This window comes from Caproicibacter sp. BJN0012, assembly GCF_035986805.1.
Classification (GTDB): domain Bacteria; phylum Bacillota; class Clostridia; order Oscillospirales; family Acutalibacteraceae; genus Caproicibacter.
This window is the reverse complement of the sequence record NZ_CP142518.1, coordinates 2,187,983-2,214,388: the sequence shown is the minus strand read 5'-3', so window position 1 is coordinate 2,214,388 and position 26,406 is coordinate 2,187,983. Positions and strand designations below refer to the sequence as shown.

Sequence of the window (26,406 nt, the reverse complement as noted above, 5' to 3'; positions counted from 1 at the left end):
TTCATGAGATCAATCCTCTGTAAGACCCAGAAATCCAAATCCGGGCTTCTCCGGCAGAACCAGGCGGTTTGCTTTTTCGATCTGCATCCCGCCCCGGAGGGGAAGCCTGCTCAGGCTGAACGTGCAGTCGAGGTCCGCGCGGGTGATGTTCTTTAAGGCGGCTCCCAGGCTTGCCGCGGCGGTCACGCCGACATTGGTCTCTTCAACCATGCAGCCGAGCATGCATGGAATTCCGGCGGCTTCGCAGATGTCGTTGATTTTCAGCGCTTCCCGGATGCCGCCGCATTTCATCAGCTTGATGTTGACTACGTCAACCGCGCGGCGCTCGACAAGGCGAAGTGCGTCGGCTGACGTAAAGCAGCTTTCGTCCGCCATGATCAGCACGTCGGTATGCTTCGTAACATATTCCAGACCCGCGATGTCGTGATAGGGCACCGGCTGTTCCACCAGCTCAAGATCATACTGATTCAAACGCTCAATGATGCGGACCGCCTCTTTCGCGGACCAGCCCTGGTTTGCGTCAACGCGGATTTTTACATCGGGACCCACTGCTTCGCGAATTGCCCCGACGCGCGCAATGTCTTCGTCCGCCCCGGTTCCCACCTTGGTTTTGATGGTGCGAAACCCCTTTTCCACCCATCCTTTCGCCTTGGCCGCCATGGTTTCGGGCCGGTCGATTCCAATCGTGATATCCGTCTCGATGGAGTTGCCGAACCCGCCCAAAAGCCGGTACACCGGAAGCCCCGCCTTCTGGCCCAGCAGATCGTAGCAGGCGATGTCGATGGCGGCCTTTACGCTGGGGGCGTGTGCCTGAGAGCGGTTCATCGTGCTGTGCATTACTTCCAGATCGGTCGGATCGAGCCCGATCAGGTCTTCCTTCATGAGTTCGATTCCCTGCGCCGTGCCGGCCAGATTTTCGCCGGTGATCAGGATTCCGGGGGAGCCTTCGCCGTATCCGACATTTCCTTCGTCCGTCTCCACCGAAACAATGGCGCTTTTCGTGTGAGTGATCGCTCCGAGTGAAATATGGAACGGTTCAGCCAGAGGAACCTCCATCGTCCGTACTTTTATGTTGGTAATTTTCATCTTGTCTTTTCCTCCTCATTTTCACGGTTGCAGAAATGACACGCGCAGCAGTGCCCATTGCCGTAATCTTTAAATTCCGGCGCCTTTTCACTGCAGATGGGCTGCGCCCGGTAGCAGCGGGTGTGGAACACGCAGCCAGACGGCGGATCGGCCGGGCTTGGCAGATCCCCTTCAAGGATGATTTTCTTCCGTTTCTCCCTGCGGTCCGGAACCGGTATGGCGGAAAGCAGCGCGGTTGTGTAGGGGTGAAGCGGGCGGTCGTAAAGATCCTCTTTTCGGGCCGATTCCACAATGTGTCCCAAATACATGACGATAATCCGGTCGGAAATATGCTTGATCACGCTCAGGTCGTGGGAGATGAACAAATAGGCCATCCCCATCTCTTTCTGCAGTTCCTTTAAAAGGTTGATCACCTGCGCCTGGATGGAAACGTCCAGGGCCGAAACCGGCTCGTCGCAGACGATGACGTCCGGCTGAAGGACGATGGCGCGCGCAATCCCGATTCGCTGCCGCTGACCGCCGGAAAACTCGTGCGGATAGCGGTTGTAATACCTGGTGTTCAGGCCGACCCTCTTCATCGTCTCCAGGACGCGGTTCCTCGTCTCTTCCCTGTTCAGATGAAGCTGGATTTCCAGCGGTTCCGCAATCACCTCGCCGATGGTCATGCGCGGATTCAGGGAAGCGTAGGGGTCCTGAAAGATGATCTGCATTTTGCTTCTCACGTTCCGAAGCTCTTTTCCCCTGAGCCGCATCAGGTCCCGGCCCTCGAAGATAATTTCTCCGCCGGAAGGCTCAATCAGGCGAAGCGCGGAGCGCCCCATGGTGGATTTGCCGCATCCCGATTCCCCGACGACGCCGAGCGTCTCGCCGGCGTTCAGTTCGAAACTGACGTCATCCACCGCCTTTATGAATTCTTTTTTGCCGGAGAACGGGGAGCTTTTGCCGGAAAACCATTTTTTCAGATGGGATACCTTCAGAATCGGTTCGCCCGAACTCTTTTTTTCCGGGTCCATTATGCTTCCTCCTTCCATTCGTTCGTATACCGGAAGCATCGGACCTTCCGTCCGTCCACGTCGGTCAGGCCGGGCATTTTTTCCCCGCAGATTTTTTTTGCCATGGAACAGCGGGGGCAGAAAGCGCAGCCCCTGGGCATGTCGTCGAAACCGGGCACCATTCCCGGAATCGTCCGCAGGGTTTCGACATCCTGGTTCAGCTTGGGGATGCAGGCCATGAGCCCGATGGTGTACGGATGAAGCGGCCTCTCGAAAATCTCGTCCGTGGTGGCCTGTTCCACCACCTTGCCGGCGTACATGACCATGACGTCGTCCGCCACTTCGGAGATGACCCCAAGGTCATGCGTGATCATAATGATGGAGGAACCCGTCTTTTCCTTCAGCTCATTGATCAACTCCAGAATCTGTGCCTGAATGGTGACGTCCAGCGCGGTTGTCGGCTCGTCGCAGATCAGAAGCTGCGGGTTGCAGGAAAGGGCCATGGCAATCATCACCCGCTGCCTCATGCCGCCCGAAAGCTGGTGCGGGTATTCGTAAAAGCGTTTTTCCGGCAGCGGAATCCGCACTAGCTTCAGCATTTCAACCGCGCGCGCTTTCGCCTCGCGCTTGCTGATCTTTTCATGCAGCAGCAGGGCCTCCGTGATCTGTTTGCCAACGGTGTAAACCGGGTTGAGGGAAGTCATCGGCTCCTGGAAAATCATCGCGATCTTCTTGCCGCGGATCTGTCTCATCTCGTCTTCCGTTTTATCCAGAAGGTTTTCTCCCTCAAATAAGATCTCTCCGCCTTCGATTTTCCCCGGAGGCGTTTCGATCAGCCTCATGACGGAGAGGGAAGTGATGCTCTTTCCGCACCCGGATTCCCCAACGATGCCAAGGGTTTTGCCCTTTTCGACCCGGAAGGAGACATCGTCGACGGATTTGACGATCCCCGCGTCCGTATGGAAATAGGTCCTCAGATTTTTCACTTCCAGCAGTGCTTCGTTTTTCATTTTTCTCCCTCTTTTCAGGTGCGAAGCTTGGGATCCAGCGCATCGCGCAGGCCGTCGCCGAAAATGTTGAAGGCGATAACGGTGATCATGATCGCGACGCCCGGCATGATGCTGTAAATGGGCAGGAAGCCGATTACGGCCTGCGCCGCGCTGATCATGTTTCCCCAGCTCGGCGTGGGAGGCTGAATGCCAAGCCCCAGAAAGCTCAGGGACGCCTCGTACATGATCGCATTCGGGATTCCCAGCGTGACCAGAACGATAATGGTGGAGAGGCAGTTGGGAATCAGGTGCTTCACAATGATCCGGAAGGAGGTGCCGCCGCTGGCCCGGCTGGCCTCCACGTATTCCTTTTCCTTCAGCTGAATCACGGAGCCGCGGATCATGCGCGCCGTGCGCACCCAGGTCAGCAGCCCGAGGGCGATGTAAAGGTTCAGAATGCTTTTGCCCATGAAAGTCATGATGGCCATGGCAAAGATGAGGTCGGGGAACGCCGAGAAAATTTCCATCACGCGGGAAATGATGGAGTCCACGACTCCGCCGAAATATCCGGCGATGGCACCGAGCGTGACGCCGACCACCGAAGCCAGAAGCTGCGCGAAGATCCCGATGCTGAGCGAGACCCTTGTGCCGTAAATGATGCGCGACAGGATGTCGCGCCCGTATTCGTCGGCGCCGAGCAGGTGTTTTGAGCTTGGCCGGGCGAGGACGGATGCGTAATCCTGATAATCCGGATCGAACGGGGCCACGACCCGCGCAAAAATCGCGACCAGAATCAAAAGAAAGATGACGGCAAGGCACAGCATGGCCGCTTTATTCTTTCGAAAGCGCCTCAGGCTGTCTTTATAATAGCTGGAATATTCCATTTTGCCGCTCAGGACGTCTTCTTCAAACTTCTTCTGTTTGCTGAAAAAGGAAAAGAATTTCTTCATCACGCGGCCCCCTTCCCGTAGCGGATTCTCGGATCGATGAATGCGTAGGAAATATCGACCAGGAGGTTGACCGCGACAAAGACCAGAGCAATATACATGACGGTTCCCTCCAGCAGGGGAAGGTCCCGGTTGCTCATGGAATCGACCGCAAGCTTGCCGATGCCGGGAATGGAAAAGACCTTCTCGATCAGCATCGATCCCGTCAGCATGTTGCCAAGCTCGGTCCCGACCAGCGTGATGATTGGGATCATCGCGTTTTTCATCGCATGGTGGATGATCACAGCCTTCCGCTTGGCGCCCTTTGCGCGCGCCGTGCGGATGTAATCCTGCTTAATGACGTCCAGCATGCTGGTGCGCGTGATGCGCGCAATGCTCCCGGCGTAGCGGGTCCCCAGCGCGATGCTCGGCAGGATGTAAGCCGCCGGGGTGTCGAACCCGGAAATCGGCAGAAGGTTCAGCTTCAGTCCGAAAATAATCTGAAGAATAATGGCGATCCAGAACGAGGGCGCCGAAACGCCGACGATCGAAAGCGTCATCAGGGAGGAATCAAGCGCTTTGCCGCGATAAAGCGCGGCAATCATGCCGCAGGAAATGCCGATCACGACGGCAAACACAAAGGAAAGGGACGCCAGCTTCAGCGTGACATGAAACGCGCGGTTCAGAGCGAAAAGGACGGGTTCCTTCGTAAAGTAGGAATTGCCAAGATCCATGTGGATCACACCGTTGACAAAATTCAGGTACTGCTGCGGAAGCGAAACATCCAGGCCGAGCTGATGCCTCACCGACGCGATGGTCGCGGGGTCGGCGCGGCGGTCCAGCATCAGCGAAACGGGATCGCCCGGCACGACCTGGAGAAGGAGAAACGTTACCAGGCTGATTCCGAGCAGGACCACGGCGGTCTGGACGATTCTTTTGGATATGTAGGAAACCATGAAATTCCCCCTTCAAACGGAATTTGGCTATGGCATCGCAATTGGAATGCCATAGCCATTGAAATTGCCTGCTATTTCAGAAACCGGCTTTCCCTGTCAGCCGATGTCGGCTTTTGAGAAATCCATGCGGTTGTCGGAATTGATTTCAAAGCCGGTTACCTTCGGATTCAGCAGATAGAACTTGGTCTCGTTAATCAGGGGCGCAATTGCAAAATCCTGGCGGGTCAGTATATTTTCGGCCTGTACGTAAATTTTCTGTCTTGCCGCGCTGTCGTCGGTCTTAACCCCGTCTTCCATCAGCTGTTTAAACTGGGCGTTGTGCCAGAAGCTGGAAACCAGATCGGCACGGTTGTCGCTGACCGGATACAGCATGCTGTCCGGGTCGTTATAGTCCACGTACCAGTTGCTGACGCTGCAGTCCATGCCGCCGTTCTTTTTCATGTCGGACCATGCGGCGGAATCCACGGGTTCGACCGTCACATTGATGCCGGCCGCCTTGGCTTCCTGCTGGAATGCGGTGGCGATGGATTTGCCGAGGTTGCTTTTCGTGTTGACCGTTACGCGCAGATTATAGCCGCTTGCATAGCCGGCGCTGGCCAGCAGGGACTTTGCCTTCGCCGGGTCGTAGGCAAAAGCCTGCGCGCTGGAATCGTGGCCGGTCAGACTGGCCGGAATGAAGGACGTGGGAACCGATGCCGTACCGTGAAGGACGCTGTCGCAAATGGATTTGCGGTCGATGGCCAGAGAGATTGCCTCGCGGACCTTCGGGTCCTTGATCGTCTTAACATTAAAATTGAAATAATAACCGCCGGCCTGCTGGAAGCTGTGAATCTGATCTTTCAGAGCGGCGTTGCTGGAGTACACCGGGTAGAGGGAGTTGTCAAGGTCGACAAAATCCACGTTGCCCTTCTGATATTCCAGAACCTGGGTGTTGGGGTCTTCGATAAACTTGTAGCTGATTTTATCGATTTTCGGCGCCCCGCCGTGATAGTCGCTGAATTTGGAGAACTCGGCTCCGGAACCGGCGGTGTAGCTGTCCAGCTTGAACGGGCCGGTTCCGATCAGCGTCTTGAGGCCCCAGGTATCTCCGGCGGCTTCGCAGGCGGCTTTGGGGTAAATCGCCGCGTAGGGAGTGGACAGGACCGAGAGGAACGGCGAATACGGTTTTGACAGCGTGATGGTAAAGTGGGTGTCGTCGACGACCTTGATGCCGGAAAGCTCGGTAGCTTTGCCGCTTTCCATCGCATCGTAACCCGCGACATACGCCATCAGGCTGGCCATCTTCTCTTCCTTCACCAGGCGTTCCAGGGAGTACTTGACATCGCTGCTGGCCAGCGTCGTTCCGTCGTGAAATTTCACGGATTTCAGAGTGAAGGAATAGGTCAGCTTGTCCTCGGAAAGCGTAGGCATCTGGTCTAGAAGAAGCGGGGCCAGCGAGCCGTCTTTTTGAGAGGAAATGAGAGATTCGGCAACATTATCCGTTAGGCGCATGATAATGCTGTATGTATTCTGCTGCATATCAAGCGGTACCTGCGGATCCACGGCCGCAATGCGGATGGTTTTGGTTCCGGCGGAAGCCGTGGACGATCCTCCTGCCGACGAAGAAGCCGGAGCAGTTTGCGCGCCGCTTCCACAGCCCGCAAGCAGACCGATGATCAAACTTGCGGATAACAATACTTGCAATCCCTTTTTCACAAAAATAACCTCCTTGATACGAGATAAGACAGTGGGAATATGTCCCGTTTCGACACCCAAAATCTTTTTTCGTAAGTTTACCAAACATTATACTATATAATTTTGAAATGCACAAGAAAAAGATGATTTATTTAATTTATTAATTTTTTCTTTTAAATTCAGAGCATTTTGCTGTGAAAATGATTCATATTTTAATCAAACCTGCAAATCAATCTTATAAAAGTATATCAAAGAGACTACTTTTTGTTTTAAAGCGATATTGTTCGCCGTGAAAAATTCTTCGCGATTGCGACAAAACGCCGTTTGGGCGTAATCCCAGGCGGCGTTTTATCGCGATCCAACAACGGGGGCTCGAACTGTCGTTTGGAAAGAATGTTTGGAAGAAGTGTCTGTTTATGAGCAAAGATCGATGATGGCCTGTGCGAAAATCTCAGCGCCGAGCAGGAGCTCTTTCACAACGGCGAATTCATCCGCTCCGTGCATACGGTTCTCTGTTCCGGGCATCGAACAGCCGAAGCCGACCCCGTTTTTCAAGTGATGGCAGTAGGTTCCCCCGCCGATCGCGACGCATTCTCCCTTCCGGCCGGAATACTGCTCATAGCAGCGGAGCAGCGTGCGGACGAACGGCGAATCCGCCGGTACGTGATGGGCCGGCGACACTTCGGTCTTTTCAACGTTCAGGCCGAGTTCCGCGGCGCGCGCGAAAAACTTGTCGCGCAAATTTTCGTTGGTTGCGCAAACCGGCGTGCGGCCGTCGAAATAAGCCTTCAATCCGGTTGGACCGTATTCAAACAGGTCGAGGGCCAGAGTCAGATCCCCTGAGATTTCGTCCCGCATGGCAACTCCCGCGGCTGTGCCGGACCAGTCGCCGTGCGGGAACAGAGCGTTCAGCGAGCGAAGGGCGCGCAGGCTTTCCGATTTCGGCAGAGGCAGGCCGGTCAAAAAAGTGATCAGCCCGGTGACCGCGTTGTTTCCGCCCCCCGGAGTGGAAGCGTGCGCACAGCTGCCGTGCGCCGTAACGCGGATCGTTTCCCCTTGTCCACGAAGCTCGAACTTCACGCCGGTTTTTTCCTCGGACCGCCGCGCGCACGCGGAGGCCTCCGCCGCCGCGATGCCCTCCAGCACGGCTTCCGCGGTGTCCGGGACCACGTTGTTTTTGACGCCGCCGTGTGCCGAAACAATGCGCGGCAGGGAGAAGGCTTCTTCCCAACCTGCTTTTACCCAGGTGCCGAAGCGTCCCTTTTCAATATTGATGACCGGGAAGGCCGCATCCGGAGAAAAAGTCATGGGGGCTTCCGGCTCATGCTGATAATAATAGGCCATGTCGGAGCTTCCGCACTCCTCGTCCCCACCGAGCACCAAACGCGCGTTTTTGGTCAGCGGCACGCCGAGGTCGCGCACGGCCATCATCGCATAAAGAGCCGCGACAGCCGGGCCCTTGTCATCCGCGGCACCGCGGCCGTAAAGCCTTCCGCCCTTCAGAAGAGGCTCGAAGGGCTGCGTGACGGTCCAGCCGTTCCCGCCCGGGACGACGTCCAGATGTGCGAGAATGTCCAGCTGGCGGGGCTTGCCGTTCAGGTCTATCGTGATCACGCGGTTTCCGTGACGGCCGACGGAAAAACGATGGCTTTCCGCGAGCTTTGCCGCGGCCTCCATTGCCTTTGCCGGGCCCTCGCCGTAGGGCATGCCTTCTTTCGCTTCGCCTTTGTCGCTTGGGATTCGAACCAGCGTGCAGATGTCGCGGAGCATTTCCTTTTCATGTTCGCTGAAATAATTTTCAATTCGCTTTTGATCCATTTGTGCCGCTCCTTACCTAATCCAAAATTGATGGAAATGATTTTTCACGCAGTTATTTTATCACAGCCGGTGCTTCTTTTGCAAAGGTTTCCGGCCGAAGAGAGATGTCTTTTCTTTTTTCCGGCTTTCTGATATAATAACGGTTACTGAAAAATAACAGAGTGAAAGGCAACGGCGGATAATAAAATGGAATGTGATTCTTTTCAAAATATACAAAAAAATTATCATAATTTGACACGAAAACAAAAGGAGCTGGTCGATCTGTTCCTGGCAAGCCCGGAAAGCGTGTGTTACGTTTCCCTGAAAGAGCTGAGCAGACGGACAAATTTCTCGCAGGTGACGATTCTGCGCGTCTGCAAACGCCTGGGGTTCGAAAATTTTACGGAACTGAAAAAAGCGTTCCGCATCCATATGGAAGGCCTGATGGAAACCGTTTTGAAGGCCAGTAATTTTCCAATGATCCTTCCCAATTCCGAACCGGGAAACAAAGTTGCCATCATGGGAGACATCTGCCGCGAGTCCCACGACCGAAGTGAAAAATTTTACAGTTCGATCCGCTCGGAAAACATTCTTCTGGCCGCCCGGCGTATTCTGGAGGCAAAAACCGTCCTGATCTTCGGACAGGGAACTTCCGGTGTGCTGGCTGAATTCCTGTTTCGCCGTTTGGACCCCATGATTGAGAAAGCGCTCATTGTTCCGCTGGAAGACCTGAATATCGTACAGTCAAGCCTTCTGAAGCTGTGCGGCGGGGACAATGTGATCGTTATTGATTTTCCCCGTTACTGCTCGATCGTGCGCAATGTCGTGACTTATGCGGAGCATGCGGGCGCTACGGTGACGGCGATTACAGACAGCAAAGCATCACCCATTGTCACCGAAAACAGCCTTAATTTTTATTGCGACACAAAGACGAAGGTGTTTTATAACTCTTTGTCCCTTCCGATGGAACTGCTCAACCTGATTGCCTCCGGCGTTGTTCTTGAGATGGGGCCGGCATATGACGAGCTGGTTCTTCGTTCACAGGAAGTGGTTCATTTCATCAATGTGAAGGAAAAGACAGGCGGCCCCTTGGATGAGGGGAAGGAAGATCATTTCGAAGCATAAAGCGGGGCCGGATCCTCTTCATATGCCGGTATCGCTTTTATAAGACATGGCAATGATTGCCGTGTCTTATTTTTTGCAGGCCCTTTGGCTTCACCGTGCGAATACATGAATTATTCGGTTCTGCTTATGCATCGGCCGCAGATGCTGTGCCGCCCTGGCCCCGGCATCTGCGAGGACCCCAACTCTGTGCCGGACGGGGCGAAAAGGTATTTCCCCGATATCCCTGTATCAATCAATAAATGTCAGTAACTGAGTTATTTTTTAAATAAAATGAAAGCATTTATTGACATCCAAGCATATCGATGCTATACTTTATGCAAATCAGCTCCTTTCAAAAAGTAAATAGTACCCCCATTATAAGACAAAGATGTCATTGCGCTACAAGGTAATATGTTCTTGTAGAGATGGTTGCTTTGTCTTTTTTATTACAACCGACGAAACAGTCATAAGAGAAATCGGGGAGGTGAAGGGAAAGTAAGTCGTTTTTGAAATACATATCCAAAATGCAAGGAGGAAAATTATGAAAAAATTCAAAGGAAGAATTTTGGCGGTTTTCGCGTTGACTGCAGTCCTGTTCACCGGGTGCGGCTCACAGGGCGCCGGGTCGTCCAGTTCAGCTTCCTCTCAGGGGGCTTCTTCGGTTTCAGCTTCCACAAAACGTGAGGCAGACTCCGATATCACCGTGGCAATGTCTTCGGATATCGTTACGATGGATCCGGCCGATACCTCCAACACGCTGGACGGCGGAATTCAAAGGTTAGTAATGGACGGCCTGTTTGGCTTTGACAAAGACATGAAAGTCATCAACATGCTGGCGACGGACTATACGGCCAACGACAATGCGACGGAATTTACAATTAAGCTGAGAAAAGGCGTTTCCTTTACGGACGGCGAGCCGTGGAATGCGGATGCCGCGAAGGCCAATTTGGACAAACTTGCGGACCAGAGCCTGGGACTGAAGCGGAATGGCCTGTTTGCAATGGTTGATCACACGGATGCAGTGGACGATTATACGATAAAGATCACGCTGAAATATTCGTTTGGCGCCTTTATCAACACGCTGGCTCATCCGGCGGGGGTCATGATGAGCCCGAAGCAAATTAAAGCGGGTGAAAAAGCCTGCTCTTCCCATCCGGTCGGAACAGGCCAATATGAATTTGTCGACTGGAAAGTCGGCCAGTATATAAAATTGAAGCTGAATGACAAATGGTGGGGTTACGATGCGGACCTGAGCGGCGGAACTCCTCTGGCTGCCTCAAACGCCGGTTTCTCGACGATTACCTTTAAACCGGTGACGGAAGCGGCGACAAGGGTTTCCATGATCCAGTCCGGCGATGCCGACTTCATCTTTCCGGTTCCGTCGGAATCGTTCAGCGTGCTGAGCGCGGATTCCAATGTAAAGGCCGAGAAAGCGGAGGGCATCACCGTAAACTACATCTATATGAACACGAAGAAGAAGGCGCTTTCCGACCTGAAGGTAAGGCAGGCGATCAATATGGCGATCGACCGGAACGCTTACTGCTCAGTGGTGAAAAATGGATTGGCGTCTCCCGCGACTTCTTTTGAAGCGCCGGCGGTGCAGTTCTATCAGGCACAGGGAGACGTTGCTTACGATACTACGAAGGCCAAATCCTTGCTTTCCGAAGCGGGCTACGCAAACGGGCTGACTTTGACAGCTTATTCCCCGAACAATTCCGAATCCGTAAAATGGGGCGAATTTGTTCAGCAGCAGCTGGCGCAGATCGGCATCAAGATCAACCTGAAGCCGACGGAACAGGGCACGCTGTCGCAGGAGATCAACGATTATAAGGGAGATCCCGCCAGCGCGGTTTATGACATGTATCTGCGCGGCTGGTCTCCGTCCACCGGCGACGCCGACTGGGTTTTGCGCGCGCTGTTCAGCAAGACCATGGTTCCGCCGAACGGTTCCAACTATTCCTATTTTGACGACCCGGATTATGAAGCTGCAATTGAAGCCGGTCTGTCGTCGGCGGACAAAACAGTCCGTGCGCAGGCTTACGAAAAGGCGCAGAAAATTCTTTGGGAAAAGGTTCCCGCCGTTGCGGTCGCCAACAGTTTTAACACCTGGGCCAGCGGCAAACATGTGCAGAATCTGAGTCTGTATCCGGACGGCGGAATTTACATGCGCGACGGCGTCTATGTAAAGTAAAGGCCGTACTTCAGCTATCGACGATCGGACCTGGATGATCAGACCGATACAATCGACAAGGAATCCGACCCTGGTAACCTTGGGGTCGGATTCCTCACTAAATAAATTATCGCAAGGTTGGGGGAATAGCTGGATGCTGCATTATATCGTCAAACGGGTATTGGAAGTCATACCCACCCTGTTTCTGGTGACCCTTTTTGTTTTTTTGTTTGTCAGGCTGATTCCCGGGGACCCGGCCAGAATGGTTGCCGGAGAAGATGCTTCCGCACAGCAGATTGAAACAATCCGGGAACAGCTTGGATTGAATAAGCCGATTTTAACGCAATATGCGGATTATGTGGGCGGGCTGCTGCACGGTGACCTTGGCACTTCGCTGAAAACGAAAAGGCCCGTTTCTTTTGAAGTGGGACAGCGGTATTGGAAGACCATGACACTTGCTTTAGTCAGCCTTGCCTGGAGTTGTATTGTTGGGGTTCTGATTGGCATCTGGTCAGGTAGAAACAAGTCGAAATGGCAGGATTACACCGGCATGACCCTGGCGGTTTCCGGAATTTCGCTGCCATCCTTTTGGATTGGTTTTATTGTCATTATTATTTTTTCTGTAAATTTTAAAATTCTTCCGACGACAGGAGCATCCTCCTGGAAAAGCCTGGTTTTGCCGGCGTTTACATTGGGAACCGGCATCGCCGCGATTATTGCGCGGTTTACCCGTTCCTCTATTCTGGAAGTTATGAAGGAAGATTATATTCGGACTGCGAGGGCTAAGGGCCTGAAAGAAAAGCATGTGGTTTGGACCCATGCGTTCCGCAATGCCATGATTCCGGTTGTGACGGTCGCCGGGCTTCAGTTCGGCCATCTGCTGGGCGGTTCCGTAGTGGTGGAATCCGTATTCGCCTATCCGGGGCTTGGCAGCCTTTTGTTGGATTCCATTAATTACCGGGATTACCCCACGATTCAGTCATTGATTCTGATTTTCTCGCTGCATTTTATCCTGATCAACTTGATCGTGGACATTTTGTATGCGGTGCTGAATCCGGAAATCCAATTGAGCTAGGGAGGAAAACAGCGGAATGAAAAGCAATAAACAACGATCTGATCAAGAAATAATCCGGACGCCGTTTTCCGAATTTATCCGAAAAATCAAAAAACAAAAAACAGCGATTGCGGCGGCGGCATTTATTTTGCTGCTGGTCATTATCGCGATTATCAGCTACCAAATAGCGCCTTATGGAATTAATCAGTACGACTACAGCTCCGTTCTGAAAGGGCCGAGCGCGAAACACTGGTTCGGGACCGACGAGTTTGGACGCGATATTTTCAGCCGTGTTTTGTGCGGTTCACGGATATCGCTGTCCGTTGGGTTCATTTCCGTGACCACCGCCGCTATTTGCGGTACGATTTTAGGAATGGTCGGCGGCTATTACGGCGGGTGGATCGACAGTGTCATCATGCGGATCGGCGATACGCTGTTCGCATTTCCCGGCCTGATCCTGGCAATTGCGATCGTGGCGATTTTGGGGCCGGGCCTGTACAACGTGGTCATCGCGGTGGCGGTATTCGGCACGCCGACCTTTGCCCGGCTGGTCCGGAGCACTACACTTCAGCAGAAAAAGAGCCTTTATGTGCAGGCGGCCAGGAACCTGGGGGCCTCCGATGCGCGGATATTATTTGGACATATTTTTCCCGCCTCGGTGCCGAACATCATCGTGCAGTATACCATGTCCATCGGCACGTCCATTCTGACGGCGTCCAGCCTCAGCTTTCTCGGGATGGGTGCGTCCCCTCCCACGCCGGAGTGGGGCCTGATGCTGAGCAACGGCCGGAATTATATGCTGACGGCGTGGCATGTTGCGCTGTTCCCGGGTCTTGCCATCTTTTTGACGGTGCTGAGCTTTAACCTGCTGGGAGATGGACTGCGGGACGCGCTGGATCCCAAATTGAGCGATTAGAGGTAAGTACAATGAAGGAAACAAAATCGAAGAACATTCTTGAAGTGAAGAATCTGTGTACCTACTTCTTTACCGATGACGGAGTCGTAAAATCTGTTGACGGTGTGGATCTGACGATGAAGGAAGGGACGACCCTCGGCATCGTGGGGGAGTCCGGCAGCGGAAAAAGCGTCACGGCCCTTTCCATTATGGGGCTGCTGATGGGTACCAGCGGAAAAATTGTCGACGGAAAGATTTTGCTGGACGGCAAGGATATTGTCAACGTCAGCATGGAAACCAAACGGAAGCTTCGGGGAAGCCAGGTCGCCATGATCTTTCAGGAACCCATGACCAGCCTGAACCCTGTCATGAAGATTGGCAGACAGATTATGGAATCCATCCTCCTCCACCAGAATGTGACGAAGGAACAGGCGCGTGAAAAAGCGCTGGAGATGTTGAAAAACACCGACATTCCGCGCGCGGAACAGATCATGAACGAGTATCCGTTTCAGCTTTCCGGAGGCCAGAGACAGCGGGTGATGATCGCGATGGCGCTGGTGTGCAACCCGAAAATACTGATCGCAGACGAGCCCACCACGGCGCTGGATGTAACGATACAGGCGCAGATCCTGAATTTGATGGAACATTTGAAGGATATGATCGGAACCTCCATCATGTTTATCACGCACAACCTGGGAGTCGTGGCGGAGCTGTGCGACGAAGTGGCCGTGATGTACTGCGGCCGGGTGGTGGAGTTCGGGGATGTGGAAAGCATTTTTGACAACCCCATGCACCCGTACACCCAGGGGCTGCTGAATTCCATCCCGAAGCTGGGCCAGCGCGTTGACCGGCTGGACTGTATCCCGGGGAATGTTCCAAACCCCAGACTGATGCCGAAAGGCTGCAAATTCGAACCCAGGTGTCCCTACGCGAAAGAAATATGCCGCGAAAAAGAGCCGCTCTTGGAAGGCGTCGGGCATCAGTGCAGGTGCTGGCTGCACGGCAATGAGGAGGCGGAAAAAGCGCCATGAAGAACATACTGCTTGAAGTGAATGACCTGCAGGAATATTATGCCACCCGAAAAGGGATGTTTGGGAAAGTCGGATATGTAAAAGCGGTGGACGGTGTCAGCTTCCAGGTGAAAGAGGGGGAAGTGTTCGGCATCGTGGGCGAATCCGGCTGCGGAAAATCCACCCTTGGCCAAGCCATCAGCAAATTGCTGGAACCGACCGGCGGGCGGATCCGCTTTGACGGGGACGACATCACCGGCTATACCCCCAGACAGATGCGCGAGGTGCGCAAGAAAATGCAGATGGTTTTCCAGGATCCGTATGCTTCGCTGAATCCCAGGATGTCCGTCCGGGACATCATTGCCGAACCGCTGAAAATCCACAGGCTGGCGAATACAAAAGAGGAGATCGATCGGCAGGTGATCTCCCTGCTGCGCAGGGTTGGGCTGGACGACTACCATGCAAACCGCTATCCGCATGAATTCAGCGGCGGGCAGCGGCAGAGAATCGGCATTGCCCGCGCGCTGGCTGTGCAGCCTAAGCTGGTAATCGCGGATGAACCGGTTTCTGCGCTGGACGTTTCCATCCAGTCGCAGGTGCTGAACCTGATGAACGACCTCAAAGAAGAGATGGGCCTGACTTATCTTTTCATTTCCCATGACCTGAGCGTGGTGGAGCATATCAGCGACCGGGTGGGAGTTATGTATTTGGGGAATTTTGTGGAGATCGGCGACAAGGAGGGGCTGTATTCCCATCCGCTCCACCCGTACACGCAGGCGCTGCTTTCCGCGGTGCCGGTCCCAGACCCCCACGCGCGGAAAGACAGGGCCATTTTGCAGGGGAGCATTCCCTCCGCGCTGAACCCGCCCGCCGGCTGTAAGTTTCACACCCGGTGCCCGAAGTGTATGGAAATCTGCAAAAAAGAAGAGCCGAAACAAGTGGAGATTACCCCAACTCACATGGTTCGCTGTCATCTGTACCAAGACGGGAACTCAAAGCAAGGTGAAATATAATAATGGAAGGAAAGACGATTGGTGTTCTGGGCGGAATGGGTCCTCTGGCAACGGCGGACCTTTTCCGGAAAATCATCCTGATGACGCAGGCCGACAGTGATAACGACCATATCCGGGTTATCATTGACAGTAACGTAAATATTCCGGACCGGACGGAGGCGATTCTCCACCACGGGAAAGATCCGCTGCCGGAAATGATGAAATCCGCAAAATTGCTGGAAGCGGCGGGGGCGGACGTCATTATCATGCCCTGCAACACAGCTCACTATTTCATTCGCTCCTTAGAAAGGTCGGTCACTGTTCCTTTTTTGAACATGATCTCCCTCACGGCGAACGAATTGAGAGAGAATCAAATCAAAACAGCCGGATTGTTGGCGACGGACGGGACCTGCAAAAGCGGCCTTTATGAAAAGGCCCTTACCGCCGCGGGGATTCGGACGCTGACGCCGGAACCAGGCGGTCAGGAGCGGGTGATGCAGGCGATTTACCGCGTCAAAGCGGGGGAGGAGGTCCCCGCTTCCGAGCTTTGGCCTGTTGTGGAAAAGCTGGAGGCGGGGGGCGCGGAGGGGATCATCCTCGGATGCACGGAGCTGCCGCTGATTTTGAAGCCGGCGCAGATGCGCATTCCATGTTTCGATCCCACCGCCGTTCTGGCTAAGCAGGCTGTTTTGTTTGCCGGAAAACAGATCAGTGAAAAAGCCGCCCTGTTTTTCTGCCGGAAACGGCGGGAAAATCAGGTCGGCTAATCATATGATATTTTGTTGATGCAATGGGCGATCTCATGGGTTGTTGCCACCAGCTTGTCATATTGCGGCCCCATTTCCAACACGACGCCGGAGGCGATCAAATTGATCAGGGCGAACGGAACCGAGAGCGAATTGAAAAACATGGTGGTGGAAGTCTGACAGATAAAGTTTAAACTGTTCTGTAAAATAAGGGGGGATTTAGGACTGTCCGTAATGACGATAACGGATATTTTCTTTTCCTCAACGTATTGGATAATATTCCGAATCGGAGTGTAGTACCGCGGAAAGGAAATTGCGATGCAAACATCGCCCTTTTTCAGCCGGGCGAGCCTTGTTTGCGCGTTATCCATTTCTTCAGGATCGATGGCATAGGCGTTAATCCCCAAAAGAGAGAGCCGCTTTTCAAAAAACTGTGTGAGGACTTTTGAAATTCCCTGACCGAACAGCAAGATGTTTTGAGCCTTTAAAATCAGCCCCGCAGCTTTCAGAACCTCGTCCATTTCAATATTTCTGAAAAAATCGCTGCATTTTTCGGATTCATGGTCGCAAATACTTTGCAGCAGCAGCTTTTGGTCGCCCTCCGCGAAGGGAGGAAGCTCCTCAAGGAAAAAACGGGAAGAAGACAGGTTCTTCACCAATTGCTGCGTATGCTTCCGGAAAGACTGTTTCAGCTCAATAAAATTGCGGAATCCCAGAAGTTTGCACGTACGCAGAATGGTTGCTTCTGAGGAGGCGGTTTGTTCACTGAGGTCCTTCAGGGAGATATAGCATATGTCTTCGGGATTTGCCAGTAGGTAGTCTGCGATCTTTTTCTGCTTATGGGTCAGTCTGTCGTAGCTGTCGCGGATCTTTATAATGGAATCCATTGGAGGGCCTCCTGTGGCGTTAAGTTTTTGCGCTTGGAACAATTCTTTCGTTATTATAGCAGAGCGATAAAGAAAAGAAAAGTCTGAAATGGAGGTCCGTGGAACGGGGACGGCCGGAGAAAATCGGCGGAGGCAAATGCTGCGATATGAGAAAAACGGGAGATTTGTTCCCTGAAAATGTGAAAGGAATTAAGTGAAACCATGCTTTTAATTAAAAATGTCACCATTTATGAAAACAACGCCCCGAAAGTCACCGACTTGCTGATTGCCGGTGGAAAATTGGAAGAAATAGGGCCGGGACAGGACGTGAAAGGGAAAAACCTCAGCGTGCTGGACGGGACCGGCAAAACCGCGGTGCCGGGCTATATCGACCAGCATGTCCATGTGACGGGCGGCGGAGGAGAAGGCGGATATGCCAACCGCGTGCCGGAACTGGTCCCCTCGGACTGTATTCGCGGCGGCGTAACCACGCTGGTCGGCCTGCTGGGAACGGACGCAACGACCCGCAGCGTGGAGAATCTGGTCGCCAAGGTGAAGGCGCTCAAACAATACGGCCTCACAGCCTATTGCCTGACCGGCTCCTACGAGTATCCCTCGCCGACGATCACCGGAAGCGTAAAAAAGGATATCGTATTTATTGAGGAAGTCATCGGTGTGAAAATAGCGATTTCAGACCACCGTTCCTCCAACCTTTCCAAAGAAGACATGATCCGGCTGGCGTCCGAGGCGCGGCTGGGCGGAGTCCTCTCCGGGAAGCCCGGGATTGTACATATGCATGTGGGAAGCGGAAGGCAGAAGCTGGACATGATTTTCGATATCCTGAAAACCGAGAACATCCCGATTTCCGTGTTCCGCCCCACCCATGTCGGGAAGATTTTCGACGATGCGGTACGTTTCGCCAACATGGGCGGGTATATCGACTTCACTTCCGGGGCGCAGGTGGATCAAACGGCGCAGAAGCTGGTTAAGGCTGCGGAGCTGGCGCCGAAGGACCGAATCACCATGAGCACCGACTCCAACGGAAGCCTTCCCAAATGGAATGAGCACAAGGAAATGATCGGCCTTGGCGTGGGAAAAATCACCACGATGCATGAAGTGGTAAAGTCTATGATCCTGAATTGCGGGGCGTCGGTGCCGGAAGCCATTCGTCCGGTAACGGAAAATGTAGCGAAAGCGCTGGACCTGTATCCGAGAAAGGGCGTCCTGGCGGAGGGCAGCGACGCGGACCTTTTGCTGCTGGACCGGAATTACGACATCGACACGGTGATCGCCGGCGGGACCCTTATGATGCGGGAGAAGCAGATTTTAAAAAAAGGGACGTTTGAAGCATAAAACCGACTGTACGGCAAAGAGGTGACAAATGTGACAAGCGTGGAAATGGATGCGCTGTTTTCACAATATGGGCGTGCTACGCCGGGGTGTTCCGTCGCGGTCCGTCAGGACGGCCGCACAAGGTACCGCAAAGCGTTCGGCATGGCCAGCCTGGCCTATGGCGTCCCCAATACGCCGGAAACGCTTTTCCACGCCGCTTCCGTCAGCAAGCAGTTTACGGCGTTCTGCATTTTGCTGTTGGCGGAAGACGGAAGAATTTCCCTGCAGGATACCATCCGGGACTATCTGCCGGATTTTCCGGATCTCGGCGCGGACGTGACGCTTTGGCAGCTGCTGCACCATGCCGGAGGCCTCAGGGAGCAGTGGGACCTGTTTACTCTTTCCGGGCACAGCATGGAAGACCTCGCCACGCCGGGGAATCTGATGCATCTTTTATACGGACAGCGCGGCCTGAATTTTAAGCCCGGCACCCGCTATCTTTACTGCAATTCGGGATTTACGGTTTTAGCCTGGATCCTGCACGCCGTGACGGGAAAAACGCTGCGTGAGTTCGCGGCGGAACGGATTTTTCAGCCGCTGGGGATGAGCCGTACCTTTTTTCGGGACGACCATGCCGAGGTGACGCCCGGGCGGGCTTCCTCCTATGGATACGACGGGCGGCGCGGCCGATATTCCGAAATGGCGATGACTTTTGACGTCACGGGTTCAACCGGCCTGAATACAACCGCCGAAGACTGCGTAAGATGGCTGGAACATTTGCGCAGGCCCGGACTATGCAGGCCGGAAACCATGCAGGCAATGCTGCAAAGATTCAGCCTGGCCTCCGGGGAAGAAATTCCGTACGGCTGCGGGATTCAGGCCGTGAAATACCATGGACTGGACGTTTACCAGCACAGCGGCGCGAACGCCGGATACCGCGCGGCAGTGCTGACGGTTCCCTCTCTGAAACTGGATATTGCGGTGCTGTCCAACTACCGCTTTTCATTTCCCATGGTCAAGGCATATCAATTGCTGGACGGAATCAGCGGGCTTTCCTCCACGCCGGTTTGTGAAAAGCCGCAGGTCCCCGCGCAGGCGGGGTGGTATGTGTCTGAAAATTATCACTCGCTTCGGCTGGAAAAGGCGGGGAAGGACCTGCTGCTGGAGCAGGACGGCATGACATGGACGTATGAACGGGCGGCGGAGGGCGGCTGTTATGCCGCGGAAAACGGAAATTTTCTGTCATGCGAAGCGGCGGGCACGCTGTCCCTTTGGTCCGCAGGGACGCACACCGGGTACCGCAGGGTATTTTCACAGCCTCTCGGCGAATTCGCGGCGAGGCGGATTTCCGGCCTGTATTACAGCCGGGAACTGATGACCGCTTACCGATTGTCCATCCAAAAGGACAGGCTGCTGCTTTTTCATCCCTCCGCAGGGGAACTGGTATTTGTAAAAACAGGAGAGAACTGTTATCTTTGTGAAAATCGTGACAACCTGAATCTGGCGGCGGATGAGTCCGGGGACCGTTTTTTCCTGAATACGGACCGGAGCAGGAATTTAGAATTTCGAAAGGCTTCAATGGAATAAAGAAAACCAAAGGAAAGGACAGAAAACGGCATGGAGGAACAACAGGCGATCAAAATGATAGAGGCGCTTTCCAATGTGAACGGCGCTTCCGGCTTTGAAAACGAGGTCACCAGGACACTGCGCCAATATGGAGAGGGACTGGGGGGATTTTCCGAGGACTGCATGCGGAATCTGTATCTCCGCCGAAAGGAAAACAGGGGCGGGAAGCCGGTTGTGCAGATCAACGCGCACAGCGACGAAGTGGGATTCATGGTGCAGGCTGTTCAGCCGAACGGAATGCTGCGCTTTATTCCCCTGGGAGGGTGGGTGGCCAACAATATACCCGCCCACAAGGTTCGAGTGCGCAACGCGGAAGGAAACTATATTCCGGGCATCGTCGCCACCAAGCCCCCGCATTTTATGACGCCCGCGGAAAGAAACGCCCCTGCGGAGATTTCTTCCATGGCGATTGATATCGGCGCTTCCTCCCTGGAGGAGGCGGTTCAGGATTTTAAAGTCCGCATCGGCGAGCCTATTGTGCCGGATGTGAATTTCGAATATCTGCCGGAAAAAGGGCTGATGTACGGCAAAGCGTTCGACTGCCGCCTGGGATGCGCGGCCAGTCTTCAGACCCTGCGCGGACTGAGGAACGAGGAGCTTGCCGTGGATGTCGTCTGCGATTACTCTGTCCAGGAGGAAATGGGACTGCGCGGGGCCGCCGTCACCGCCAATACGATCAAGCCGGATCTCGCGATCGTATTTGAAGGATGTCCGGCGGACGATACGTTCACGGAACCCTTTATGATCCAGACGGCCATTCGCCGCGGGCCCATGCTCCGGCACATTGACAAGAAGATGATCACCAATCCGCGCTTTCAGCGGTTTGCGCTGGATCTTGCTCGCCGGGAAGGCATTCCGGTCCAGGAAGCGGTCCGTACCGGCGGCTCCACAAACGGGGCGCCCATCCATTTGTCCGGCCGCGGCGTGCCGGTCATTGTAGTCGGGCTGCCGGTCCGCTATATCCATACCCATTACGGGATCGCCGCTTTTTCGGATTTTCAGAACGCGGTGAAGCTTGTGTGCCGTCTTTTAAAGGCGCTGACGCCGGACCTGATCCACAGCTTCTGATCCGCCGGATGCGCAGGCAGTCTGGCTTTACGATGGCAAATTACGCATAAGCTGTAATAAGCGAAGATGCGCTCCGACCGGCTTTTTAAGCCGTTTCGGGGCGCATCTTTTTGCACATATTTACAGGTTGGTTCAGACCGGCGGAAAAGGCCCCGCGAAATCGCGAGGGCGGAGCAGTGCCAAGGGATCCGTCTCTTCAGACATTTGCGGTGTTTACTTCAATATGGCTGTGCCAGCCTGCTTTAACGCGGTTTTCAAGTCCAGGCAAACGCGTCCGCCGCGTCCCTCGGTGGTTTTTGCGTGAACCAGCGAGCTGAGAATGGATTCCTCCACAACCGACGCGGTCATGCGGAAAATGTCGTTGATCCGGTTTTCGCTGAGCTGAGTTACGGGAACGATATCCCGCTTTTCGTAGTGCGCGACGCGGTTCGCCGTGGAGAAAGCCACGGCGATTTCCCCGCTGCCGTTGCCGATAAAAGAGCCTGTCCGGGTGATGCCCACGCTGGCGCGTCTGCAGATTCGTTTGAGCTGCCGGTCGCTCAGGGGCAGATCCGTCGCCAGGACAACGATAATGGATCCCTTTTCCTCTGGGAGCTTCCGTTCCCGCGACAATCTGCGCCCGACGGCGTCCCCCCCGATGGTCAGGTCCCTCATCACGCCGAAATTGGAGAGAACGAGACAGCCAAGCGTGTATGTTTTTCCGTTGTTCAGCGCGATCAGCCGGGAAGAGGAACCGATGCCGCCTTTCAGGCCGTAGCAGCGCATGCCGGTCCCGGCCCCGACCGCTCCTTCCTCGAAGCCGCTCCCGGCGTTCTGAAGCGCTTCCAGCGCGTGCTGTTCCAGGACGGGCATTGCCCGGATATCATTCAGATATCCGTCGTTGCACTCCAGCACAACCGGATTGACCGTGCCGGTCGTGTCCCCGATGTCGGGATTTTGCCCGAGCATATATCGGACCAGCGCTGTGCCGGCTGTTCCCACCGCAAAGGTGTTGGTCAGGAGGATCGGCGTTTCCAATGTGCCCAGTTCATCGATCTGAACCAGCCCGATGCTTTTGCCGAACCCGTTGATCACCTGTGAGGCGGCGGGAAGTTTTTGTGAAAACAGATGATCCGGCTGCGGGAGAATGGCGGTTACCCCGGTTTTCTCATTGCCCCGGTTCAGTGTGACATGACCCACCGCCACTCCAGGCACGTCGGTAATTAAATTGCGCTTTCCCCGCGGCTTTTCACAGATATCGTTTTTTAATGGATGTTCTAGTCCCATAATTCCCGTGCGGCTTTGCCGCTCTATGCAAAGATTTTGCATAGGCTTGTGCAGCCGCACTCTCCTTTCCGGCGCCCTTTTCTTGTGAGAGATGTCCGGCTATGAAGCGCGGCGTCAAAAGACCGGCGGTTATGCGGTGAATACATATTGATCCAGACGTTCCATCGCTTCCTTCACCCGGCTCAGCGGCAGCGCGAGGTTCATGCGGATGGAATTGGTCCCATGGAACATGCGGCCGTCCTGCCAGGTCACGCCGATGTCCCATCCGCTCTTTTCCAGCTCGTCGATGGTCCTGCCGTGTTTTTTGCACCAATCGGTGCAGTCCAGAAACAGCATGTAGGTTCCCTCCGGCTTAGCAAATTTTACGCCATGAAAATGTTTCGCGATATAATCGCAGACATAATTCATGTTGCCGCTCAGTACCTCGCACAGCTCGTCGACCCATTCGGAGCCTTCCGGGCAGTATGCGCCGATCAGGGCGTGCATGCTCAGGACATTCATGCTGTTGTAGTGCGGCTTGCTGCTCTGGGCGCGCACGCGATCCCGCAGATAGCTGTCGTAGATGATGTGGTAGGAACCGATGAGCCCCGCCAAATTAAACGTTTTGCTCGGCGCGTACAGCGCCACGGTGCGGCGGCGCGCATCCTCGCTGACCGACTGGGTGGGCGTGTGCCGGTGACCGTTCAGAAGGATATCCGACCAGATTTCGTCCGATATAACGATACAGTCGTTGGCCCGATAGACTTCCATGGCTCTTTCAATTTCCCATTTTTCCCATACGCGGCCGCAGGGGTTGTGGGGGCTGCAAAAAATCGCGACGTGGATCCTGCCGGCCTTCAGTTTGGCATCCATATCCTCGTAATCCATGCGCCACACGTTGTTTGCATCCAGCTTCAAAGGACTGTGGACAATTTTTCGGCCATTATTCTCCACGCTTTTAGTAAACCCGATGTAAGTCGGCGAATGCAGCAAAACGGAGTCGCCGGGCGCGGAAAACGCGGTCAAGGCGGAAATGACCCCGCCCAGCACTCCGTTTTCATATCCGATGCATTCTTTTGTCAGGCCGGTGATGCCGTTTCGGGTCTCATGCCACCGGATGATCGAGTCGTAATATTTGTCTGTTGGCTGAAAATATCCGAAAGCCGGATGTCCGGCGCGCTTAATAATCGACTCCGAGATATTCGGCAGTGTGGGGAAATTCATGTCTGCAATCCACATCGGGATAATGTCGAATCCCTCTTTTGGCGTGCCAGGGGACCCGTCCGAGGAACCCGGACCGTCCACCGCGACCGCATCTTTTCCGTGACGGTCCATGATTGAGGTAAAATCGTATTGCATGGCAGTTTCTCCTTTTCCGATCGGAACAAAAAATTTCGTCTGTGCGCTGGAAAACCGATTGTAATTGCGCATGCTGCGTTCCGTTCCGAACAACGGTGTATTTTCTTTTTGATGATGATAAGACCCGTCTCAATCGGCATGGTAAGATAACAACGAGGCCTTCTCCTTATGGAAAAATCCTCGTTGCTGCGATATCTTTTACTATAACTCAATTTTCCTTATATTTCAACATTTTTATGCTTGCCGTTGCGCACCCATGGCCGGCTTCCGCCGGAATGTATCAGCCGCTTCGAATGTGCCGATGGATGTCCCCAAAAAGCAGTCAACTTTGGAGTCCGCCGGGGAACAGCGATGGGCATTTGTGAGCCTTTCCTTCTTTTTCGGAGACGAGCGCTGCGCAGCCGGGGAGTGGGCGCAGAATGCAAAGAGGTTGGCATCGAAAGGATTTATTGACTGATATTATAAAGTATGATATGCTTTTTATGAAAATGGGAGGTAGATGATATGGCGACATTAAAAGATGTTGCGAAAGAGGCTGGTGTCAGCATTGCAACTGCCTCACGTGTTCTGAACAACCCTGATAAAGTGGCGAGCAAGTCACGAAAAAAGGTTTTGGAAGTTGTTGAGAGATTGGGATATTCGTCAAATCTTATGGCGAAGAGCTTACGGCAGGAAAAGCTCAATGCCATCGCCGTTCTGCTTCCGAACTTTTCCGATCCTTTTTTCGCTCAAATGCATCAGGGAATCGCGGATGTATTATCTTCCAATGGCTATCTTATGATTTCTTACAGCACCGAGGGGATACAAACCAATGAATTGGATCTGCTGTCCAAGGTTAAATCGGCAGGTATTTCCGGAGTTCTGATTTACAGCCCCAATCGTTTTGAACCGGATACTTCAGGTGCTTTTTACCAGAAGGCGTGGACGGTGTTTTTATCCGGAAATAATGCGAAACGTATCTCTCAGGTATCTGAAATTGATATCGACCGGAAAAAAATAGGTTCAGAGGCGGCGGATTATCTGCAGCGTGAGGGCAAAAACAGAGTAGTGTATATGATTGACAGTTTAAAGAGCATTGATATGGATTATTTTGCAGGCCTTCAGGAAACCCTGATGAAAAAAAACGGCGCCTGCGAAATTTGCGTTGCCGGCCGCTCTTTGGAGGATGCTTTCAGAAAACTGCAAAATTACTCCGTCAAGCAAAATTTCAGTTACAACGCGGTCTTAACACAGTACAATACACAAGCGATTGGCGCATTGTCTTATTTCCGCGAAAAGAGAATAGAGGTTCCAGAGAGCGTCGCGCTGATGAGCATAGGGAATACGGTCCTTTCACGGCTTACAACGCCGCAGATCACCATCATCGGACCGAACGGTTATCAATTGGGCGTTTTAGGCACAAAATATTTGTTGGAAAAAATTTGCGGCGAAGGCGGGAGCAATGGCAATAAACCCGGCGAAGTGGACACGAGATTGATTATAAGGGGGTCAACCTATGCCGGGGATGGAATCGCCTAAAATTGTGTCGTTCGGTGTCTTGAACGTAGATTTTGTCATGGAGCTTGGCAATGAAACGATTGGGAAAAAACGCATCGGGAAGCAAATTTCCATCAATGCCGGCGGGCACGGCAGTTCGCAGGCCATTGCGGCAGTCAGGGACGGAATCTCTACAGCTGTAATCGGCAAAATCGGAGATGACGCCTTTGGCCAGCAGATTGAGGCCACGCTGCGAAAAGAAAAGGTGGACTGCAGATTCTTGAGCAAGATGCAGGGCGTTCACAGCGGGTTGGCTACAATATTGGTCGAAAATCAAAAGGAGAATATATTTATTGATTTTCTCGGCGCCAATTATAAGCTGACGAAAGAGGATATCGATCTTTGTTGCCATGTTATTCAAACCGCGGAACTGGTGATGATCCATATGGGGCCCGCTATGATAGATGTGGCCTATCATGTGGTTGATATGGCCAATGAATATCATGTGCCAGTATTGGTTTGTCCTTCCATGTCCATTAAGATTCCGCAGCAATTTCTGGAAAAAGTCGATTATCTGGTATTGAATCTTTCCCAGGCTTCCTCTATATGCGGCCTGAATGATGAAACCGTTAGAAGCGGGCGGATTGCGGCCAGCCTTTTATCCAGTATCGTCAGGAAAAATGTCATCGTTCAAATGGATGCGAATGGCGTTCTGGTATCGGACAATGGCTTATATTCTATCATGAATTCGGTTCCGGAACAGAAGATCGTCGATTACTCCGGAGCCATAGATTTTTTTGTCGGTGTGCTGGCCGCCGAAATCGTGAAGGGAAAGACAGTTCAGGAGGCGGCCATTAAGGCGCATAAGGCTGCGATCCTATGCATGCAGACGGTTGGTGTTTATGCTTCTTTTCCTTCTGCGGAATCGCTTGAAACTTTATAGAGGATTTCCATGTTTCGATTTCGGCGCGGACGCTGCCGCAGGGCGTGCTTATCCGGCTTCATATCGGGACCCTGATGAATTGAATAGAACGCCGCAAAAG

Annotated in this window: 22 protein-coding genes; 12 read left to right on the top strand and 10 right to left on the bottom strand. The window is 53.5% G+C overall.

Annotated features, from left to right (window positions below; translation table 11 throughout):
* Window positions 1-9: 9 nt before the first annotated feature.
* The 7 genes from VA597_RS10680 to VA597_RS10650 form a co-directional block, all read right to left on the bottom strand.
* Window positions 10-1,086 carry a mandelate racemase/muconate lactonizing enzyme family protein gene (locus VA597_RS10680; protein ID WP_128742788.1) on the bottom strand — a complete coding sequence of 359 codons (1,077 nt, stop codon included), beginning with the start codon at window positions 1,084-1,086 and terminating at the stop codon, window positions 10-12.
* Entirely contained in the window at window positions 1,083-2,099 is a 1,017-nt protein-coding gene (locus VA597_RS10675; protein ID WP_128742787.1) for an ABC transporter ATP-binding protein, read from the bottom strand. Before VA597_RS10675 ends, VA597_RS10680 begins: the two co-directional genes overlap by 4 nt.
* Complete coding sequence (locus VA597_RS10670; protein WP_128742786.1) at window positions 2,099-3,088, bottom strand: ABC transporter ATP-binding protein; 990 nt, start codon at window positions 3,086-3,088, stop codon at window positions 2,099-2,101. Before VA597_RS10670 ends, VA597_RS10675 begins: the two co-directional genes overlap by 1 nt.
* Window positions 3,089-3,102: 14 nt before the next feature.
* On the bottom strand, window positions 3,103-4,017 hold the full coding sequence (locus VA597_RS10665; protein ID WP_128742785.1) for an ABC transporter permease: 915 nt from the start codon (window positions 4,015-4,017) through the stop codon (window positions 3,103-3,105).
* A complete protein-coding gene (locus tag VA597_RS10660; RefSeq protein ID WP_128742784.1) occupies window positions 4,017-4,949 on the bottom strand; it encodes an ABC transporter permease in 933 nt (310 codons plus the stop codon). The genes VA597_RS10665 and VA597_RS10660 overlap by 1 nt, the downstream gene beginning before the upstream one ends.
* 96 nt (window positions 4,950-5,045) lie before the next feature.
* Window positions 5,046-6,644 (bottom strand): ABC transporter substrate-binding protein, encoded by a 1,599-nt coding sequence (locus VA597_RS10655; protein ID WP_326974558.1) that lies wholly within the window; start codon window positions 6,642-6,644, stop codon window positions 5,046-5,048.
* A 393-nt stretch (window positions 6,645-7,037) separates the two neighbouring features.
* Window positions 7,038-8,441 carry a Sapep family Mn(2+)-dependent dipeptidase gene (locus VA597_RS10650; RefSeq protein WP_128742782.1) on the bottom strand — a complete coding sequence of 468 codons (1,404 nt, stop codon included), beginning with the start codon at window positions 8,439-8,441 and terminating at the stop codon, window positions 7,038-7,040.
* 186 nt (window positions 8,442-8,627) lie between these two features.
* On the opposite strand from VA597_RS10650, the gene VA597_RS10645 reads away from it, so the two are divergent.
* From VA597_RS10645 to VA597_RS10615, 7 genes are all read left to right on the top strand, one after another.
* Window positions 8,628-9,545, top strand: coding sequence for a MurR/RpiR family transcriptional regulator (locus VA597_RS10645; protein WP_128742781.1), 918 nt, complete (start codon window positions 8,628-8,630; stop codon window positions 9,543-9,545).
* Window positions 9,546-10,065: 520 nt separating this feature from the next.
* Window positions 10,066-11,715 (top strand): glutathione ABC transporter substrate-binding protein, encoded by a 1,650-nt coding sequence (locus VA597_RS10640; protein WP_128742780.1) that lies wholly within the window; start codon window positions 10,066-10,068, stop codon window positions 11,713-11,715.
* A gap of 133 nt (window positions 11,716-11,848) precedes the next feature.
* Window positions 11,849-12,769, top strand: a complete 921-nt coding sequence (gene nikB, locus VA597_RS10635; RefSeq protein WP_128742779.1) for a nickel ABC transporter permease — start codon at window positions 11,849-11,851, stop codon at window positions 12,767-12,769.
* A 16-nt stretch (window positions 12,770-12,785) separates the two neighbouring features.
* Window positions 12,786-13,664, top strand: a complete 879-nt coding sequence (nikC, locus tag VA597_RS10630; RefSeq protein WP_128742778.1) for a nickel transporter permease — start codon at window positions 12,786-12,788, stop codon at window positions 13,662-13,664.
* 11 nt (window positions 13,665-13,675) lie between these two features.
* Window positions 13,676-14,674, top strand: a complete 999-nt coding sequence (locus VA597_RS10625) for an ABC transporter ATP-binding protein (RefSeq protein WP_128742777.1) — start codon at window positions 13,676-13,678, stop codon at window positions 14,672-14,674.
* Window positions 14,671-15,666: an ABC transporter ATP-binding protein gene (locus VA597_RS10620; RefSeq protein ID WP_128742776.1), complete on the top strand. Its 996-nt coding sequence runs from the start codon at window positions 14,671-14,673 to the stop codon at window positions 15,664-15,666. Before VA597_RS10625 ends, VA597_RS10620 begins: the two co-directional genes overlap by 4 nt.
* Before the next feature lie 2 nt (window positions 15,667-15,668).
* Window positions 15,669-16,412 (top strand): aspartate/glutamate racemase family protein, encoded by a 744-nt coding sequence (locus tag VA597_RS10615; RefSeq protein ID WP_326974553.1) that lies wholly within the window; start codon window positions 15,669-15,671, stop codon window positions 16,410-16,412.
* Here the strand turns inward: VA597_RS10615 and VA597_RS10610 are convergent.
* Window positions 16,409-17,278 carry a MurR/RpiR family transcriptional regulator gene (locus VA597_RS10610; RefSeq protein WP_128742774.1) on the bottom strand — a complete coding sequence of 290 codons (870 nt, stop codon included), beginning with the start codon at window positions 17,276-17,278 and terminating at the stop codon, window positions 16,409-16,411. The genes VA597_RS10615 and VA597_RS10610 overlap by 4 nt on opposite strands.
* Window positions 17,279-17,479: 201 nt before the next feature.
* Here VA597_RS10610 and iadA point away from each other — a divergent pair, with 201 nt between their 5' ends.
* Genes iadA through VA597_RS10595 form a run of 3 tightly spaced genes read left to right on the top strand, consistent with a single transcriptional unit; the run spans window position 17,480 to window position 21,283 of the window.
* Window positions 17,480-18,610 (top strand): beta-aspartyl-peptidase, encoded by a 1,131-nt coding sequence (gene iadA, locus VA597_RS10605; RefSeq protein ID WP_128742773.1) that lies wholly within the window; start codon window positions 17,480-17,482, stop codon window positions 18,608-18,610.
* Window positions 18,611-18,640: 30 nt separating this feature from the next.
* The gene (locus tag VA597_RS10600; protein ID WP_128742772.1) at window positions 18,641-20,176 is read left to right on the top strand and encodes a serine hydrolase domain-containing protein; all 1,536 of its coding nucleotides are present in this window, start codon (window positions 18,641-18,643) and stop codon (window positions 20,174-20,176) included.
* Window positions 20,177-20,206: 30 nt separating this feature from the next.
* A complete protein-coding gene (locus tag VA597_RS10595; RefSeq protein WP_128742771.1) occupies window positions 20,207-21,283 on the top strand; it encodes a M42 family metallopeptidase in 1,077 nt (358 codons plus the stop codon).
* A gap of 213 nt (window positions 21,284-21,496) precedes the next feature.
* Here the strand turns inward: VA597_RS10595 and VA597_RS10590 are convergent, their stop codons facing one another.
* Window positions 21,497-22,549 (bottom strand): DmpA family aminopeptidase, encoded by a 1,053-nt coding sequence (locus VA597_RS10590; protein ID WP_128742770.1) that lies wholly within the window; start codon window positions 22,547-22,549, stop codon window positions 21,497-21,499.
* A 129-nt stretch (window positions 22,550-22,678) separates the two neighbouring features.
* Window positions 22,679-23,887 (bottom strand): MalY/PatB family protein, encoded by a 1,209-nt coding sequence (locus tag VA597_RS10585; RefSeq protein WP_128742769.1) that lies wholly within the window; start codon window positions 23,885-23,887, stop codon window positions 22,679-22,681.
* Between the two features lie 504 nt (window positions 23,888-24,391).
* Between VA597_RS10585 and VA597_RS10580 the strand changes: the two genes are divergently transcribed.
* Window positions 24,392-25,405, top strand: a complete 1,014-nt coding sequence (locus VA597_RS10580; protein ID WP_128742768.1) for a LacI family DNA-binding transcriptional regulator — start codon at window positions 24,392-24,394, stop codon at window positions 25,403-25,405.
* Window positions 25,383-26,306 carry a PfkB family carbohydrate kinase gene (locus tag VA597_RS10575; RefSeq protein WP_128742767.1) on the top strand — a complete coding sequence of 308 codons (924 nt, stop codon included), beginning with the start codon at window positions 25,383-25,385 and terminating at the stop codon, window positions 26,304-26,306. Before VA597_RS10580 ends, VA597_RS10575 begins: the two co-directional genes overlap by 23 nt.
* Window positions 26,307-26,406 lie beyond the last annotated feature (100 nt).

Excerpts from the sequence above, each read along its gene's own strand:
- VA597_RS10620 (WP_128742776.1), top strand. The coding sequence starts at position 14,671 with ATGAAGAACATACTGCTTGAAGTGAATGACCTGCAGGAATATTATGCC.
- VA597_RS10645 (WP_128742781.1), top strand. The coding sequence starts at position 8,628 with ATGGAATGTGATTCTTTTCAAAATATACAAAAAAATTATCATAATTTG.
- VA597_RS10580 (WP_128742768.1), top strand. The coding sequence starts at position 24,392 with ATGGCGACATTAAAAGATGTTGCGAAAGAGGCTGGTGTCAGCATTGCA.
- VA597_RS10610 (WP_128742774.1), bottom strand. The coding sequence starts at position 17,278 with ATGGATTCCATTATAAAGATCCGCGACAGCTACGACAGACTGACCCAT.
- VA597_RS10590 (WP_128742770.1), bottom strand. The coding sequence starts at position 22,549 with ATGGGACTAGAACATCCATTAAAAAACGATATCTGTGAAAAGCCGCGG.
- VA597_RS10680 (WP_128742788.1), bottom strand. The coding sequence starts at position 1,086 with ATGAAAATTACCAACATAAAAGTACGGACGATGGAGGTTCCTCTGGCT.
- VA597_RS10585 (WP_128742769.1), bottom strand. The coding sequence starts at position 23,887 with ATGCAATACGATTTTACCTCAATCATGGACCGTCACGGAAAAGATGCG.
- VA597_RS10640 (WP_128742780.1), top strand. The coding sequence starts at position 10,066 with ATGAAAAAATTCAAAGGAAGAATTTTGGCGGTTTTCGCGTTGACTGCA.
- VA597_RS10575 (WP_128742767.1), top strand. The coding sequence starts at position 25,383 with ATGCCGGGGATGGAATCGCCTAAAATTGTGTCGTTCGGTGTCTTGAAC.
- VA597_RS10625 (WP_128742777.1), top strand. The coding sequence starts at position 13,676 with ATGAAGGAAACAAAATCGAAGAACATTCTTGAAGTGAAGAATCTGTGT.
- VA597_RS10615 (WP_326974553.1), top strand. The coding sequence starts at position 15,669 with ATGGAAGGAAAGACGATTGGTGTTCTGGGCGGAATGGGTCCTCTGGCA.
- nikB (WP_128742779.1), top strand. The coding sequence starts at position 11,849 with ATGCTGCATTATATCGTCAAACGGGTATTGGAAGTCATACCCACCCTG.
- VA597_RS10660 (WP_128742784.1), bottom strand. The coding sequence starts at position 4,949 with ATGGTTTCCTACATATCCAAAAGAATCGTCCAGACCGCCGTGGTCCTG.
- nikC (WP_128742778.1), top strand. The coding sequence starts at position 12,786 with ATGAAAAGCAATAAACAACGATCTGATCAAGAAATAATCCGGACGCCG.
- VA597_RS10670 (WP_128742786.1), bottom strand. The coding sequence starts at position 3,088 with ATGAAAAACGAAGCACTGCTGGAAGTGAAAAATCTGAGGACCTATTTC.
- VA597_RS10595 (WP_128742771.1), top strand. The coding sequence starts at position 20,207 with ATGGAGGAACAACAGGCGATCAAAATGATAGAGGCGCTTTCCAATGTG.
- iadA (WP_128742773.1), top strand. The coding sequence starts at position 17,480 with ATGCTTTTAATTAAAAATGTCACCATTTATGAAAACAACGCCCCGAAA.
- VA597_RS10665 (WP_128742785.1), bottom strand. The coding sequence starts at position 4,017 with ATGAAGAAATTCTTTTCCTTTTTCAGCAAACAGAAGAAGTTTGAAGAA.
- VA597_RS10650 (WP_128742782.1), bottom strand. The coding sequence starts at position 8,441 with ATGGATCAAAAGCGAATTGAAAATTATTTCAGCGAACATGAAAAGGAA.
- VA597_RS10675 (WP_128742787.1), bottom strand. The coding sequence starts at position 2,099 with ATGGACCCGGAAAAAAAGAGTTCGGGCGAACCGATTCTGAAGGTATCC.